The organism is Pedobacter nototheniae (assembly GCF_004335085.1).
Taxonomy (GTDB): Bacteria; Bacteroidota; Bacteroidia; order Sphingobacteriales; family Sphingobacteriaceae; genus Pedobacter; species Pedobacter nototheniae.
In genome coordinates this window covers 357,383-373,615 of sequence record NZ_RQRS01000002.1, presented here as the reverse complement: position 1 = coordinate 373,615, position 16,233 = coordinate 357,383, and the positions used below count along the sequence as shown (strand labels likewise).

13 protein-coding genes are annotated in these 16,233 nt (G+C 34.2%); 11 read left to right on the top strand and 2 right to left on the bottom strand.

Features of this window, described 5'->3' with window-relative positions; translation table 11 throughout:
• Positions 1-1,515 precede the first annotated feature (1,515 nt).
• The 9 genes from EHC72_RS03510 to EHC72_RS03475 all read left to right on the top strand — a co-directional run bounded on the left by EHC72_RS03510 (position 1,516) and on the right by EHC72_RS03475 (position 12,460).
• Positions 1,516-2,262, top strand: a complete 747-nt coding sequence (locus EHC72_RS03510) for a DUF6261 family protein (RefSeq protein ID WP_131536142.1) — start codon at positions 1,516-1,518, stop codon at positions 2,260-2,262.
• 254 nt (positions 2,263-2,516) lie between these two features.
• The gene (locus EHC72_RS22595) at positions 2,517-2,675 is read left to right on the top strand and encodes a hypothetical protein (protein WP_165585755.1); all 159 of its coding nucleotides are present in this window, start codon (positions 2,517-2,519) and stop codon (positions 2,673-2,675) included.
• A 138-nt stretch (positions 2,676-2,813) separates the two neighbouring features.
• Positions 2,814-4,349: a hypothetical protein gene (locus tag EHC72_RS03505; protein WP_131536140.1), complete on the top strand. Its 1,536-nt coding sequence runs from the start codon at positions 2,814-2,816 to the stop codon at positions 4,347-4,349.
• Between the two features lie 12 nt (positions 4,350-4,361).
• On the top strand, positions 4,362-4,715 hold the full coding sequence (locus tag EHC72_RS03500) for a hypothetical protein (protein WP_131536138.1): 354 nt from the start codon (positions 4,362-4,364) through the stop codon (positions 4,713-4,715).
• The gene (locus EHC72_RS03495; RefSeq protein ID WP_131536136.1) at positions 4,712-5,248 is read left to right on the top strand and encodes a hypothetical protein; all 537 of its coding nucleotides are present in this window, start codon (positions 4,712-4,714) and stop codon (positions 5,246-5,248) included. The genes EHC72_RS03500 and EHC72_RS03495 overlap by 4 nt, the downstream gene beginning before the upstream one ends.
• A gap of 1,181 nt (positions 5,249-6,429) precedes the next feature.
• Positions 6,430-7,119, top strand: coding sequence for an outer membrane beta-barrel protein (locus tag EHC72_RS03490; RefSeq protein ID WP_131536134.1), 690 nt, complete (start codon positions 6,430-6,432; stop codon positions 7,117-7,119).
• A 1,481-nt stretch (positions 7,120-8,600) separates the two neighbouring features.
• Entirely contained in the window at positions 8,601-9,662 is a 1,062-nt protein-coding gene (gene lpxK / locus EHC72_RS03485; protein ID WP_131536133.1) for a tetraacyldisaccharide 4'-kinase, read from the top strand.
• On the top strand, positions 9,634-10,449 hold the full coding sequence (locus EHC72_RS03480) for a purine-nucleoside phosphorylase (protein ID WP_131536131.1): 816 nt from the start codon (positions 9,634-9,636) through the stop codon (positions 10,447-10,449). Before lpxK ends, EHC72_RS03480 begins: the two co-directional genes overlap by 29 nt.
• A gap of 73 nt (positions 10,450-10,522) precedes the next feature.
• Positions 10,523-12,460 carry a putative porin gene (locus tag EHC72_RS03475; protein WP_246029364.1) on the top strand — a complete coding sequence of 646 codons (1,938 nt, stop codon included), beginning with the start codon at positions 10,523-10,525 and terminating at the stop codon, positions 12,458-12,460.
• A 67-nt stretch (positions 12,461-12,527) separates the two neighbouring features.
• Here the strand turns inward: EHC72_RS03475 and EHC72_RS03470 are convergent, their stop codons facing one another.
• Together EHC72_RS03470 and EHC72_RS03465 are read right to left on the bottom strand one after the other, a co-directional pair.
• Complete coding sequence (locus EHC72_RS03470) at positions 12,528-13,232, bottom strand: porin family protein (RefSeq protein ID WP_131536127.1); 705 nt, start codon at positions 13,230-13,232, stop codon at positions 12,528-12,530.
• Between the two features lie 413 nt (positions 13,233-13,645).
• The gene (locus EHC72_RS03465; protein WP_131536173.1) at positions 13,646-14,827 is read right to left on the bottom strand and encodes an asparagine synthetase B; all 1,182 of its coding nucleotides are present in this window, start codon (positions 14,825-14,827) and stop codon (positions 13,646-13,648) included.
• Between the two features lie 226 nt (positions 14,828-15,053).
• Here EHC72_RS03465 and EHC72_RS03460 point away from each other — a divergent pair, with 226 nt between their 5' ends.
• Together EHC72_RS03460 and EHC72_RS03455 are read left to right on the top strand one after the other, a co-directional pair.
• Entirely contained in the window at positions 15,054-15,515 is a 462-nt protein-coding gene (locus EHC72_RS03460) for a peptidylprolyl isomerase (protein ID WP_131536125.1), read from the top strand.
• A gap of 68 nt (positions 15,516-15,583) precedes the next feature.
• Entirely contained in the window at positions 15,584-16,132 is a 549-nt protein-coding gene (locus EHC72_RS03455) for a DUF5606 family protein (protein ID WP_131536123.1), read from the top strand.
• Positions 16,133-16,233 lie beyond the last annotated feature (101 nt).

The following is a 16,233-nucleotide window of genomic DNA, read 5'->3' as shown; positions in this document are numbered from 1 at the left end:
CGGGGGCTTTATTCTTTTTGACAACAAAAAGAACCAAAAATTGTCGGCTCGCAATTTTTCTGTTTAAGGCAGTGGGTGGGATTAGATTGTGCTTCCCGAATAATTGACCATGCCGATTGGGAGCTTAACGAAGAAACAGTGGTTTGGACTTGTTAGTGGATTAAGCGCAATCGCTAAACTGACTTTAATTATATCACTGAACTTTCCGATTACGCCCAGGCATAGCAGCATTTCGTAGAATAGCTCATTATAATTCTTGTATTTATTTTCATTATCCGAATAACCAAAGGAATATGCAGCGAGCGTAGGATTGTGTGTTGGGCTAAGCCTCATATTACTGCTGTCGGAATTATAATGTTGCTATGCAAGAAAAGATGCAAGCCTTGACTTTTGGGTACCTTTTTGTTAAGAAAAAGGTACGACGCCCGTCTGGCAAGACAAATCTTCATTTTCCGCTGCCACGTGGGCTTTATTCTTTTTGACAACAAAAAGAACCAAAAATTGTCGGCTCGCAATTTTTCTGTTTAAGGCAGTGGGTGGGATTAGATTGTGCTTCCCGAATAATTGACCATGCCGATTGGGAGCTTAACGAAGAAACAGTGGTTTGGACTTGTTAGTGTTTTAAGCGCAATTCCAGAGGGAATCCAGTCGTCGGGAGCTTATCTGAGGCTGCAATGGAGGGAATCCAGTCGTCGGGATCTTATCTGAGGCTGCAATGGAGGGAATGCAGTCGTCGGGATCTTATCTGAGGCTGCAATGGAGGGAATCCAGTCGTCGGGATCTTATCTGAGGCTGCAATGGAGGGAATCCGGTCGTCGGGAGCTTATCTGAGGCTGCGATGGAGGGAATCCAGTCGTCGGGAGCTTATCTGAGGCTGCGATGGAGGGAATCCAGCCGTCGGGAGCTTATCTGAGGCTGCAATGGAAGTAATCCGGTCGTCGGGAGCTTATCTGAGGCTGCAATGGAGGGAATCCGATCGTCGGGAAGGTTCTTCAATAACTTGTTTAGGTTTCTCGCGAAGCTCAGGATAATAAGGTCTTCTGGTTTTGTTATGGGTAGCCGTTGAAACATAGCGTTTAATTGACCACGGAAACAGAGAAATCACGGAGAAAGATTATTGCGAACAATGAAGCAACCAATGGGAAATCAAAAAATCTAAATTATTTACTTATTGTTTGGATAGACTTTTTAGTGCTTATTAAAAAAGTATTAAAAAATATACAACGTGTGTTATTATGTAATTTAATTTCTTACATTTAAAATTAATCTCCCCCTAGTATAACCTTAGTTTACCAAAAGATAGCAACATCCATTTGCTATTAAAAACAACAAGATTATTTAAAAAGAAACACTGTGCCTATTAAGGATCTATGTTTCATAAATTAATTCAGTAGCGTTATTCGGATTGTTGATCTGGAGATAAGTAGTTGCGTTAGCAAATTACATTACCTAATGCCTGAACCATACATAATATTGAACACCAATTTTACACACAATAACCAAATTAAAAATTAAATGAAAAAATTACATGAATTAAGGCTTACCAAGCTTTCACAATTAGAGTTAGGGCAATTTGTAAAACGCAACTTGGATGATTTAATCACCATGGGGATTGATGTAAGTACAGACAAGCACATTGCAGTATATACCGAAAAGCTAAAGGCAGATGTATCTCTGTACGATCAATCGATGTTACAAGTAAGGGCACAGGCAGAAACTTTAGAGTTGATTGCCCTAGATGAGGAACGAGATTTGGCTTTTGCTATTTTAAAAAGGCAGCTTAAGGTTTTCGAACTATCAAACAATAAAACAGAAATAGATGCTTATATCCGTTTAAACCTTTTGTTTACTACTTATAAAGCTTTACCAAAACTCAATTATGAAGCAGAAAGTAATGCCATTATCAACTTAGTGGCAGATTTAGAGAATGCAACTTATGCTCCTTTGGTCGAAATTTTAAGCTTAAATAATCATATTAATCGCCTAAAAGGAGCCAATGACTTATTTAACCAGCTTTTTTCTAAACGCAGTACTATAACAGCTACAAAAGTAGTTTTCGATGCCAAAGCACTTCGTAAAAACTTAACGGATAATTATAATACATATAGCAGGTATGTATTGGCTTTAGCCATTGCAGAGGATAATGTTTTTTATAACGCTCTTTTAGATTTAAATAATACTGCTCGGAAATATTTTTCTGATTTGTTGGCAAAACGAAATCACATACCAGATAATGAACCAACCTTGGTGCTCCCAGCATAACAGTTTTGCAAACCTTTAAAGTACACTTTAATTTAAAACCTCTGCTAAGAATAAACTTTGCAGAGGTTTTTTTGATGCGATTGAGCTTACTGTAAGTATTATAGGTTTTACATTTGTGTACTTATAAACTGCCGTTTGGTGTATTTTTTTTAAAATTAAAAAAATTAAAGCAATACTTGTTTTATGTTTTGGCCAGCATAGGTGTAATCTGAAAAACCTTAAATGAGTAGGAAAGCAATTTAAATTAAAACAACATGAAAAAGTTAGAATTGAACAAAATGAAAAACATTAATGGTGGTGAATTATGCGGCTCACAGGGCTATACAGGTGCCGCGCTAATAGGGGCAGCTCTTGGAGGGCCTATTATGGCAGCCTCATTCTTTTTTGGTGCGTGGATAGGTTGCAGCATGTAATTATTTGATTGATCTAAATAAATCTAAAGCAAATCGGTAAAAATATTTATATAATATTATTGTTTTCTTAATATTATGGAATTATCTTCGTTTACACATCATGCTATAAAATAATACACTTAAGTAATTCTAAAGCCTATGAAAAAAAACAAATTAATTCTACTCATTCCTTGGTCACTATTTATTATTTGTCTTTGTTTTAATTCTTGCAAGAAAGAGCGTTCAAATGCAGATTTGAAAGATAATGCTAAAACAACTCTTTCGAAAGATGGTCCAGATTTTAAAGCTAGATTGAAAGCAATAAAAGATCAATTTTATTTACTTAACTTGGATGAAAAATTCATACCTAGTGTCAAAAAGGATATGATATGGACTCCCGATTGGGAGCATCCTAATGCACAAATAGTAAATGATACTGTTTCATATGTATTTTATCGCTTAATACCTAGGCTAAAGAAGGATAACAAATTATTAGAGGCAAATGAAATTAACGCGGCAACCTATTTAATGGTAAAGAATGAAAAAGATTTCTTCAAAGCATTTTATTATTATCCACAAACTACGGAAGCATCGACAAAGGCCAAGGATGATTTTACAATAGATAACTTTACTGGTAATCTATTACTCACCAATCTTAAAAATAAACAAAATTTTTTACTCGAGTATGTGAATGGCAAGGTAAGCCAATCTTATCAGAATAAACGATTACTAGCAGTTAATAAATCAGGGTTAAGAGGTCCTAATTCTATTTCTTATGTAGAAACTTCATGTAACACGGTGGTAGTAAACTGCAGATTTTCTTCTTTAAGTCCCAGCTACTGTGGTGGAAGTGTAAATATTATTTATAGTCCAACCTGTAATTGGCCACAAGGATTCTGTGGGGAGGTATATTCGTTAGAGGACTCCGATGAAAGAATTGTCTGTACAGATATTTGGTACCCTGACCCCCCTAATGGGCCTAACGATCCGGGAGGTACTGGCGATGGAAATGGAAATAATACGCTTGATCCAGACGCCCTAACTGTTGAGGATATAGAAAATTCGATTATTCAAGAAATTAAAGAAAAGCCTATCGAAAATATAGATAAGTATTTGGATTGTTTTAATGATGGGAAGACTGCGGCATATTATAAGTTAACGATATATGTTGATCAGCCTATAGCAGGGACAAATTTCCAATCGAATATTATCGCTGTAAGCGGCCCAACGAGTAATTTAGTCTTGGTTCAAGCAGGTGAAAAATTCGATGTCGGGCATGCCTTTGTCGGTTTTCAAAAAGTTAATACGGATGGGACACAAGTACAGCAGATTTTGGGATTTTACCCAAGCCCTGATCCATTAGTCCCCGGTATTTATACTAAGGGACATATTATGGATAATAGTGGACATGAATACGATATTAGTTATTCAAGGGAAGTAAATAATATTGAGTTTACATCAGCCCTCGCAAAAATAAAAGAAGATTTTAGCACTTCAAATTATAGCGTTTTAAATTACAACTGTACAGATGCGGCATTAAAATGGATGAATGCTGCAGACTCTGCTCTTCCCAGTGTGTCAAGAGGTGTATTTAATAATACTCCAGGAGACTTTGGACAAGAACTTAGGAATAACTATCCTACATCGGATAAAGCAGGTGGAGAAGCTCCTACGAGCAAGGGCCCTTGTAATTAATTTAATATGAATATGAAAGGAATAAAATTGCTTTTGGTTCTAATGATTATTAGCAGCCTGTTTATGGGGATTAAAATAAAACAATGGGGGTTTCTGTTTGGATTTGAGTTTTACGAATTTCCTGTAAAAATGTTAAAACATGAATCAATAAAAAATATACTGGCTTGGGGAGTTCTTGTTTTTTCTCATACGATCATATTTATATTACCTTTCATAACTAATAAGACGTATTTCAATAAAGCATTAGTCCTTGCCCCAATTATTTTTATTTGTGCATTTTGTATTTTAAATATTGGTTTTCTGATCCTTCTATTTCCATTTATTATTGTTTGGATTATTGCTGTTGTGAAATACAAAAAAATATGAAAACAAAAAAACTATTTACCTTCTGTTTATTTTCTTGTTTAACAATAGTTTGTTTTGCACAAACGAATGATCTAACAGAAGATGAGAAAAAGTACATTCAAAATGCTAGGTCCTTATTTGAATATTTTGATAATCGAGCCTATAGTTCTACTCTTAGAGATTCTGTGTTTGAAAAATTTGTATATTTTGATAATATTCTTGCCGATAGCTCAAAAACTAGAGTGAATGAGCGAAAAATTCTTTTTGATAGAATGTTCCCTAAGATGTTACATCTTGTAGATTCAGTTGGTATCAAAAATTTAGTTGTTGTACCAACAAGGTTCTTTATAAATGATTCAACTTATTTTAAACATTTTGGAAAAGATGGAGAGTTACATAAGTTACTTCCTTTTATATTGACATATTACAATAAGGCTACACCAGACATTCCTATGGGGCTGCTTCTTTTTGAACCTAGAACACATAAGTTAATGGCTTGGATGATAATAAATCAAGGTGGTTATTGGTATTTTTTAACTTTTAACTTGTTATAAATAGACATCAATTCACATTGGCGATTTTTCTATTTAGACCATACTTTTGAAAAAAATAATACAGATGGTACAAATGTAAGACAGACAATAGGCTTTTATCCAGATACTCATGGAAGTCACGCAGACTCTAAAGTTTTAATAAAGATAATAGCCACATGTCTTTGATGATAGCTATACAATAACTGTAACAAAAGATGAATTCAAAGCCGCACTTAATGCTGTTAATCGGGACTTAGTAGAGACGCAGTACGACCTGCTTAACTATAATTGTACAGATGCAGCCTTGAGATGAATGAATGCTGGTGGAGCTGGCCTAAGTTGTGTTTCGAAGGGAGTGTTACATAATACATCAGGCGACATGGGCAAGCTTTGAGGGATAAACCAAATGCAAACAAAAATAGTGGACACGGGGCAACAGGAAGAGGATCTTATAATTAAAAAATTATGAGCATAAAACTTATAATAACCTTGTGTCTAATGATCTTTTTTAGTTTATTCACAGGGGCATATGTTAAGGGGTGGATATTTTTATACCAATTTGAATTAGGGTTGTTTCAACCATTTTTAACTGGTCGAAGAATCGGATATGGAATGCTATCGATATTTATACTGCTCAGCCACATACTAATCGTGTTATTGCCGTTTTATATTAAGAAAAAGAATTTTAAAATTCTACTTTATATTGCTCCATTCATTTTTATACTAAGTTTTTCAATTATATCTGGTATTATTTTTCTGTTGCTAATACCTTTCATAATCTGCTGGATAATTTCTTTGTATTTATCGAATAAGTTAAGGAATTTAAACTAAATTTTTGTTATTTGTGGAAATTGAAAACAAAGCATAAGAATTTGATATAAAAATATTTCTATATCTAGAAATCCTAAATTGATGAGTTTAAGGTTTCTAGTTATTGGTTCCTTATGGCATGCAATTTAATATAAGATGCCTAGTATTTTAGCCGGTCCATGCCATCTACTAGCTCATAATTCTCATGAGTATTTATAATGTATGTTGGAGGTTGTACTAGGTGTGTGTAAAGAGTTACAAATAGGACACGTTTTTAGTTTCAGGCACTATAACAACTATAAACTTTTTGTCATATAAAAAGTTTGCGTTTTTTATGATCTTAAAGTTGTCTTTTCTTTTTACCGTTTATAATGGTATTCATCAACTTCTAAATGAAAATAAAAAAAATATGTTACTTCATATGCTTTATTTGTAGCATTTGTAAAGTAAATGCTCAGATTATTATTGGTGCTGATGCAGGTGTAAGCTACAACAAACTAGATTATAAAATGAACAATGGGAAACTTAAGCTGGAAAATAACCAGGGTTATATGGCTAGTATTAATGTAGATTACGGGTTAAATAAGCAGTTTAGTTTGGAGAGTTCTCCAGGGATTATTCAAAAAAATTATTTAATCAAAAATCAGAATGGCATCTATCAGCAAAATAATAATACCTATCTACAACTCCCTTTTAACATCAAATATCATGTTAAAATTGTTAAAAGGCTTTATACTTCAGCATCATTAGGCGCTTATTATGCCTATTGGTTAAGTAGCACATTAAAAGGAATTATACCCAATGTATTTGAATTATCTAATGATGCTGAAGGTAATGAGGTATTTAAACTGCAAAGTTTTAAATATGTATATCAGTTTGATCCATCAAAAGATAACCGATCAGAATTTGGATGGACTGGTAAGATTGAATTAAATTATGAAATACTAAAAAAGCTTTCGGGATCAATAAAGGCTCGCTATTATCAATCAATAACCGATCAGCAAAAGAAAATAGTTGAGGGACAGGTTGCTCGCTATAATCAAACGTTTGGTATAACCATGGGCGTTGGCTACCATATTTAGATGAATAGTCAGTCTTGACTTTTGGGAACCTTTTGTTAAGTATTTTGGAAAATGCGATTATCGGGAGTTCATCTGAAGCTCCGCTGGAGAGAATCCAGTCGTCGGGAAGGTATTGTAGGGGTACAAAGAAGGAATCCAGTATATAGGAACCGTCATTGCGAGGTACGAAGCAATCTTTATCGCTAGTAAACATAAACAATGCTTTCATCTACCAGGAAGTATTCTCTTTTTTCTGCAAGCAAAGAAGCAGTTTAACGATTCGCAATTATCTTTTTAAGGCAATGAGTAGGCTTTGCTTGTACTTCCCGAATAATTGACCATGCCGATTGAGAGGTGAACGAAGAAAGTGGTTTGGACTTGTTAATTGGTTAGTCGATCGCTAAACTAACTTTCAATTATATTTTATCTTTTCCGATTACGCCCAGGCATAGCAGCATTTCGCAGGATAGCTTATTATAATTCTTGTACTTAATTCCGTTTTACGAATAACCAAAGGAATATGAAGCGGGCGTAGGGATTGTGTTTTGGGCTAAGCCTCGTATTACTGCTTTAAGAATTATAATGTTGCTATTCAAGAAAGGATGCAAGCCTTGACTTTTGGGTACCTTTTTGTTAAGAAAAAGGTACGACGCCTGTCTGGCAAGACAAATCTTCATTTTCCGCTGCCGCGGTGGCCTTATTCTTTTTGACAACAAAAAGAACCAAAAATTGTCGGCTTGCAATTTTTCTGTTTAAGGCAGTGGGTGGGCTTACGCAGTGCTTCCCGAATAATTGACCATGCCGATTGAGAGCTTTACGAAGAAACAGTAGTTTGGATTTGTTAGTAGATTAAGCAGTTTTGCTATAACAACTTTCATAATCGTAATATTTCGCTGTGTTATGAATTAAATTCTTACATTTAAAATTAATCTCCCCCTAGGATATAACTTAGCTTAATAAAAGATAGCAGCGCCCATTTGCTATTAAAAAACAACAAGATTATTTAAAAAGAAACACTGTGCCTATTAAGGATCTATGTTTCAAAATTAATTCAGTAGCGTTATTCGGATTGTTGATCTGGAGATAAGTAGTTGTGTTAGCAAATTACCTTACCTAATGCCTGAACCATACATAATATTTAATACCAATTTTACACACAATAATCAAATTAGAATTCTGATTTGTTGGCAAAACGAAATCACATACCAGATAATGAACCAACCGAGGTGCTCCCCGCATAACAGTTTTGAAAACTTTTTAAAGTACACTTTAATTTAAAACCCCTGCTAAGAACAAACTTAGCAGAGGTTTTTTGATGCGGATTGAGCTTATTAGAATATTAAGAAAGAAATGAGTTTAACTCAAATTGAAATTTTGCTGTTATAGGTAAAAGAAATCCGAAATACTGCCCAAACCATTTTCATTGTTTCAAGGTTCAATTATAAGGTATCCATCGAGCGATGCCTTTCTTTTTTAAATAATCTGTATTTTTGAAACACCGTATGCTAGTTAAATATTTACGCCTTTTACTTTTTCCATTTTCAATTCTCTACGGTATGGCTATCATCCTTAGAAAGAAACTTTACGACTGGAAAATTATCTCCTCAACAAAATTTGATCTTCCTGTTATTTGCGTGGGCAATCTTGCTGTAGGAGGTTCGGGCAAAACACCCACAACAGAATATCTTGTTCGTTTACTGAGCGAAGAAAAGGTTGCCATTTTAAGTCGCGGTTATGGTAGAAAAACTAAAGGCTTTATCCTTGCCGATGACGGTGCAACTGCCGAGCGTATTGGTGATGAACCATTACAATATTATAAGAAATTTAAGCATGTTACTGTTGCCGTGTGCGAAGATCGGGTAAATGGAATTAATCAATTAAAGAATAACCATGATGTAATTATTTTGGATGATGCCTTTCAACACAGAAAGGTAACTGCAGGCCTTAATATTTTGCTTTTCGAGTTTAGTAAGTTGGGCAATTTTCAATTTTTATTACCTGCCGGAAACTTACGAGATGTTTTTTCTTCACGTAAAAGAGCAGATGTATTGTTGGTAACCAAATCGCCGGTACCCCTGTTACATGTAGATCAACAAGCTTCGATAAATGAATTGCAGCCAAATGCCAATCAGCCGGTACTACATTCTTATTTAAAGTATAGCGATTTAAATGCATTGTATAAGAATGAAAAACGTAATTTGGATTCGGTTAAAAATGCTGATATTTATCTCTTAACTGGAATTGCAAATCCAGAACCATTAATACAAGAGTTGAAAAAATATACAGATTCAATCCACCATCATCGCTATGCAGATCATTATGCATTTAGTTTAGATGATATAAAAAGATTGAAAACAGATTTTGAATCCGGCAACAAAAAAGAAAAAATAATCATCACAACAGAAAAGGATAGTCAACGTTTAAAAGCTACCGGATTTGAAGATTTACTGGTAAATTTACCAGCATATTATTTACCCATTGAAGTTGATTTATTTGAAGAAGATAAAATTAACTTTGATGCACTTATTTTAAACTATGTTAAGAGCAATAGAAGAAACCGTTGAATATATAAAACGTAAAACTGAAAACTTTAAACCAGAAATAGGCATTATTTTAGGTACTGGTTTAGGCGGTTTAGTTAAAGAAATAGAAATTGAGCATCAATTGATGTACTCTAATATCCCTAACTTTCCAATTTCTACATTGGAGTTTCATAGTGGCAAGCTGATACTTGGAACACTTAATGGAAAAAAAATAGTTGCCATGCAAGGTCGTTTACATTATTATGAAGGCTATAGCATGCAACAAATTACCTTTCCGGTAAGGGTAATGAAAGGTTTAGGCATAGAAAATTTAATTGTTTCTAACGCTGCAGGCTCCATAAATCCTGATTTTAAAAAGGGTGATTTAATGATTATTGAAGATCATATTAATTTGCAGCCCGATAACCCATTGAGAGGTTTGATAGAAAGTGAATTAGGACCGCGTTTTCCTGATATGAGTGAGCCATACAAACGTTCTATCATTTCTAAAGCAATTGAAATTGCAAAAACGGTTGATATAAAATGCCATAAAGGAGTGTATGTAGCTGTTTCAGGACCTAATTTAGAAACCAAAGCAGAATATAAATACTTACGTTTAATTGGTGCTGATGCCGTTGGAATGAGTACCGTGCCCGAAGTTATTGTGGCTAACCATGCTGGTTTGCCCGTTTTTGCTATCTCAGTATTAACAGATGAAGGTTTCCCTGAAGATTTAAAACCTTTTAACCTGGAAGAAATTTTAGAAGCTGCGGCCAAGGCAGAACCTAAAATGACCGAAATTTTAACCCGCTTAATTTCTGAATTATAAGATGGGGCGACTGTTAAAAATTTGTTTTTTTATTTTACTCTGTGCCGGGCTTAATACTGCGTTTGCACAAGATTTGAAAACAAATATTGGTAATAACAAAGAAGCAGATTCTATCCGTAAAAAATTAGATGGTAATAAAGATACCGTTATTTATACGGCTAAGTTTATTCGTTTTACTAAACTAGCGCTTGCAAAGGATAGTATAATATTGTTGCCCTTAGATACGTCTACAGTAAATATTCAAAACTACAGCCCTTTATTGCAGCCAAAACATCCTACTATAAATAATGGTAATATGGGTTTGGCAGCAAGACCGTTATTGTATGAGCCTAGTAAGAGAATTGGTTTTGATGAAGGCTATCATTCTTTGGATTATTACGCCTTAACACCCGAAGATATTATTTATTACCAGGCAAGAGCACCCTTTACTAGTTTATATTTAATAAGTGCAGGACAAAAAGAGCAGCTTTTTAAAGCCATACATTCCCAAAACCTGAAAAAGAATTGGAATGCAGGTGTAAATTTCAATCGTGGCGATTCAAGAGGTTTTTATGCCAGACAGCGTGGCGATAATTTAAATGTTGCTATTTTTAGCTGGTATCAATCACCTAATAAAAGGTATAATTTATGGGCATCGGCTATATTTAATACCATGCGTGCTTATGAAAATGGATCGGTTGCACAAGACACCATCTTTTCTCCTAATTACTCCAAAATCAGTAGAGATGCAGAGCAGGTTAATTTAAGAACAGCCAGAAATTTATATCGAAAAAACACTTTGTTTTTAAAGCAAACGTATTACGTAGGACGGATAGATTCTTCTTTAACAACTAATAATTCTGTTTTGCCAACCAATAAGGTAACCTATACTTTTGAGTATAACAGCAATGGTTATAATTTTACTAAAAACGAGGCAGATAATCACGTAGCTTTACCTACAGCCTTAAATCGTGAAGGCAATTTAGCTGATGCAGCCACTTACACTAATGATTCAACACATGTTGTGAGGGTTAAAAATGAATTTCTTTATAGCTTCTTTTTACGTGCTAAAAATTCATCAGTAATTAAGAATGAGCTTAAACTTGATGCCGGAATAAGGCATGAATATTATCAATATAAATCTTTAGGCATAAGAAGTAATAATACGCTATATGAAAATAGTGATTTCGCTTTCCAAAACATTACTGTACTAGGTAATTTGGGTTATAGATTTACGGCCAATATCGATCTTAATTTAGATGTGCAACAAATAGTGCAGGGTAGAAACGCAGGTGATTTCCTTTACGAAGCAAAAAGTAATGTATTATTGAGTAAGTCTATCGGTAGAATTGTTTTAGGTGCATATTTGCAAAATCAATCCCCATCAGAACTTTTTACCCATTACAGCGGAAACCATTACAAATGGGATAACAGTTTTAAAAATACTAAAGTTGCCAATTTATCTTTCAATTACTTAAATGATAAGCTAGGCATTGATGCAGGGGCGAAGTATTTTTTAACCAGTAATTACCTTTACTTCGGAGTGCTTGGAAATAATACCATTGTACCCATTCAAGAAACTGGTGATATTAGTTTAATAAGATTAGATATTTCTAAAAAATGGAGATTTGGGAAGTTCGTAATGGAAAATTATCTTGCTTACCAAAAAACAGATAATAAGGATGTATTAAGAACACCAGATTTTTATACATGCAATAGTTTTTACTTCGATCAAACATTTTTTAAGGTGTTAAAAGCCAATTTTGGTTTTGATGTAAGGTATAATACAGAATATGCAAATTATTCATATTCGCCAGCAACGGCACAGTTTTATATACGTGATAATACCATTATGAAATCTACTCCAGTGGTAGATGTGTTTTTCAAAGCCAACTTAAAACGTGCCAACCTTTTCGTTAAATACGATTATATAAATCAAGGATTATTTAGCCCAGGATATTATACCGTTAAACGTTACCCAATGCAAGATGCCTTATTAAAGTTTGGCGTGACCTGGAATTTCTACGATTAACAAAATTTACAGCATAAAAAAAGTCCCGATGTGAATCGGGACTTTTTTATTTTTTGGCTGGTTATGATTAGAATGAATAACCAACTGAGAAACCTAAAACACGGTTAGTTAATTTGTTATCATTAACTCTTCTATCTTTTGGAACCAAGTTAGAGAAACCTAAACCATAATTAGCACCAACGGTAAAACCAGAGTTTAAACGGTAAGCTAATCCAAAGTTTGCACCAAAATCAGTACTGCTGTAATCTTTGTCGTTTGAACTACCAAATTTCAAATCATTTTCAGTAGAAGTGCTACCTGCATTATTGCTTCCAGTAGTAGTTATTTCATTTTTATCTTTACCAGAGATGTTGAAACCAATGTAAGGTCCTGCACTAATCTGAATTGCGCCAGCATCGCCAGTAGGAATACGGAACACTGCATTAATTGGAACTTCAATAGCCATTAAGTTAGCTTTTGTAGATGCCGTTGTAACAACGTTGCCAACAGTTGTTGTGGTTTCAAATTTTGCACCTTTATTTTGTAACGAAATTCCTGGCTGGATAAAGAAGTTATTTCCAACACCAAAATCACCATAAGCTGTTACATTAAAGCCAACATTGTTTTTAACATTGTCATTAAAAGCATCAGCTCCATTACCACTTGCATGGAATTTCGAAAGGTTAACTCCAGCTTTTAATCCAAATCTAGCCGTTTCGCCAGTCATTTTTGTTTGTGCAAATGCACCAGTTGATAATAATAATACGCTCGCACCAATTAGTAACTTTTTCATAATATTTTCTTTGTAAATGTTCTATTTAAAAAACTCGGTTTATTTTCAACCCGGGTTTTGTTAATTATGAGCCACTTCCAAAAGGTGTGCCAAAGTATTATTTGTGTTACGATTATTTTTTGTAAAATGCTGTTCTACAGCATCTTCTTGGTGTTGTTTTAACTTATGATGTTAATGATATGTTAAATTGAAGAAGTGTTTTATTTTGTATACATAATAGGAATAATGCCATGTATTGAACTCAAAACAAAGCATAATTTTATTATAAATCAGTGATGATTGAGTTAGAAACTGTTTAAATTTTGTTTAAAAAAATGATCGTCATTCTGAACTTGTTTCAGAATCTATCTTAAAAGACCCTGAACTAAATTCAGGGTGACGGAGTAAAATATTTAGTGAAATTTAAACAGTTTCTATGTTTTCTGCGGTTTCTTTTTTGCAGCAGGAAAAAGTACATTATTTAATATTAAACGATAACCTGGAGAATTGGGGTGCAAGCTTAAATCCGTAGGAGGATCGCCAACTGCATGCTGATAATCTTCTGGATCATGACCACCGTAAAAAGTAAATTGTCCCTTTCCAATTTCACCATGGAGATACCTCACTTCTGCCGCTCCTTTATTTTCGCCTAAAACGGTAACACTGGTTTTAACAAGATTCTTTTTAAAGGCAGTAGTTTGTCCCATAAAGCCTTTTATCACTTTATCATGATCTTGTGTAAGCATAGTTGGAACTAAATCCCACTTGGCAGAAAAATCAAATAATGTAAAATAGTCATTGCCTTCATTAAGTCCTCTGGTTTGAGTAGCATCAATATCAGAAAACTCATAATTCATGGGGTTATTATCTAGCTTGAAGTTTTGAAAAGCAAGTGTTTTACTAAAATCAAGTTTAGATTGAGCATTTGGATCTGCTGGATCACCATCAAACATGGCCGCACAAATATCTACACCTTCTGCAGCCAATGCAATATCAAAACTATCTGTTCCAGAGCACATCGCGAATAAAAAACCGCCACCTGCACAATATTCTTTAATATGTTTGGCAACAGCTAGCTTCATTTCAGAAACTTTTTTGTAACCTAATCTTTTAGCCATACTTTCCTGGTTTTTTACATCTTCCTGATACCAGTTAGCATATCTAAAAGCTGACCAAAAGCGCCCATATTGACCAGTGAAATCCTCATGATGAAGATGTAACCAATCATATTTACTTAACTTATCCTGTAAAATATCGTCATCGTAAATCACATCGTAAGGTATTTCTGCATAGGTAAGCACAAGGGTAACGGCATCATCCCAGGGCAATTTGCTTTTTGGAGAGTAAACGGCAATTTTAGGTGTCTTTTCCAGTTTCACCATTTCCATGTTTACAGATGGATCGCTGATTTCGTTTAATAGGTTAATAACCTTTCCATCAGCAACTACTTCATAAGATACGCCTCTTATTTTACATTCATCTTCAACCGTCTTATTGTATTTGATTAAAAAACTTCCGCCACGATAATTTAAAAGCCAATCTACTTCAACTTGTTTGCTAATTGTCCAGTAAGCTATGCCGTAAGCCTTTAAGTGGTTTTTCTGGCCTTCATCCATATAAATTAAAATAGAAGATGCTTTAACTAAAAAGCTGCATAGGAGAAGCGTAAGCAGGATATAATATTTTTTTCTCAAAACCTTAATCACTTAAAATACTAAAATACCGCATTTAAACTGTTTAGAAAAATTTAATGATGTTATAAGTTATACAATTTTGTTATTTTTGCCTTTTATGTGTAAAATAAATTGTTCCAACGGGAATAATTAATATTTAAAAATTGATATGAGTAAAGCTATAATAAAAACAGAAAAAGGCGATATGACCGTAGAATTCTACGAAAATGATGCGCCAAAAGCAATTGCAAACTTTAAAAAATTAGCTAAGGAAGGCTTTTATGATGGAATAGCTTTCCACCGTGTAATTCCTAACTTTATGGTTCAAGGTGGTTGCCCTAACTCAAAAGATCCAGCTAAAGCACACTTAGCAGGTACTGGTGGCCCAGGTTATAAAATCGATTGTGAATTAGATGGCGAAAATCAATATCACGATCGTGGTGTTTTATCAATGGCTCATGCTGGTCGTAACACTGGCGGTTCACAGTTTTTTATCTGCCACAGCAGAACCAATACAGCACATTTAGATCGTAACCATACTTGCTTTGGTAAAGTGATTGAAAACGTAGACGTTGTTGATGATATCCGTCAAGGCGACAAAATTTTAGCAATCGAAGTATTAGAAGATTAATTTCGTAAAGCGATTTGCCTTGAGTGTTTTATCCCTCTAGGCAAATTTTTACGCCAAACTTATTATATATGAACTTAAGAGGAATTGTTGCCGTATCTGGCAGACCAGGTTTATTTAAACTTGTGGGACAAAATAAAGTTGGTTACATTTTAGAGAGCTTAGATGCTCAAAAAGTTAAAATTGTAGCTAATATCACAAACACAAAATTGGCTTCTTTAGAAGATATTACAGTGTATGGTGAAGAAGAAGAAATTAAATTAGTAGATATTTTTACTAAAATTTCTGCAAAAGGAACTACGCCTGATGCTAAAGCTGATACTGCTACCTTACGTGCTTTTTTTAACGAGGTAGCGCCAGGACATGATGAAGAGAAAGTTTATGCTTCAGATATGAAAAAAATTATTACTTGGTATAACTTAATTAAGGATTTGCCTTTGTTCACTGAAGATACTCCTGATACTCCGGGTACACCTGCAGAGGTTAAATTATCAGAAGAAAAAGCTGCGGAAGATAAAAAGCAAAAAAATACAGGCGCAAAAACAGCAAGTGCTAAAGCAACTACTAAAACTTCGGCACCTGCAAAAAAAGCAAGCATGACGAGTAAAAAAGGCGTTTAAGCTTTTTCAATATAAAACAAAAAAACACCGTGCAATTTGTACGGTGTTTTTTTATGTTCAATATTTTATAATTTGACTGGAGGTGGACTTCTTAATAACCT

Coding starts and splice junctions, on each gene's coding strand:
- EHC72_RS03510 (WP_131536142.1), top strand. CDS start 1,516: ATGAAAAAATTACATGAATTAAGGCTTACCAAGCTTTCACAATTAGAG.
- EHC72_RS22595 (WP_165585755.1), top strand. CDS start 2,517: ATGAAAAAGTTAGAATTGAACAAAATGAAAAACATTAATGGTGGTGAA.
- EHC72_RS03505 (WP_131536140.1), top strand. CDS start 2,814: ATGAAAAAAAACAAATTAATTCTACTCATTCCTTGGTCACTATTTATT.
- EHC72_RS03500 (WP_131536138.1), top strand. CDS start 4,362: ATGAAAGGAATAAAATTGCTTTTGGTTCTAATGATTATTAGCAGCCTG.
- EHC72_RS03495 (WP_131536136.1), top strand. CDS start 4,712: ATGAAAACAAAAAAACTATTTACCTTCTGTTTATTTTCTTGTTTAACA.
- EHC72_RS03490 (WP_131536134.1), top strand. CDS start 6,430: ATGAAAATAAAAAAAATATGTTACTTCATATGCTTTATTTGTAGCATT.
- lpxK (WP_131536133.1), top strand. CDS start 8,601: ATGCTAGTTAAATATTTACGCCTTTTACTTTTTCCATTTTCAATTCTC.
- EHC72_RS03480 (WP_131536131.1), top strand. CDS start 9,634: ATGTTAAGAGCAATAGAAGAAACCGTTGAATATATAAAACGTAAAACT.
- EHC72_RS03470 (WP_131536127.1), bottom strand. CDS start 13,232: ATGAAAAAGTTACTAATTGGTGCGAGCGTATTATTATTATCAACTGGT.
- EHC72_RS03465 (WP_131536173.1), bottom strand. CDS start 14,827: ATGGATGAAGGCCAGAAAAACCACTTAAAGGCTTACGGCATAGCTTAC.
- EHC72_RS03460 (WP_131536125.1), top strand. CDS start 15,054: ATGAGTAAAGCTATAATAAAAACAGAAAAAGGCGATATGACCGTAGAA.
- EHC72_RS03455 (WP_131536123.1), top strand. CDS start 15,584: ATGAACTTAAGAGGAATTGTTGCCGTATCTGGCAGACCAGGTTTATTT.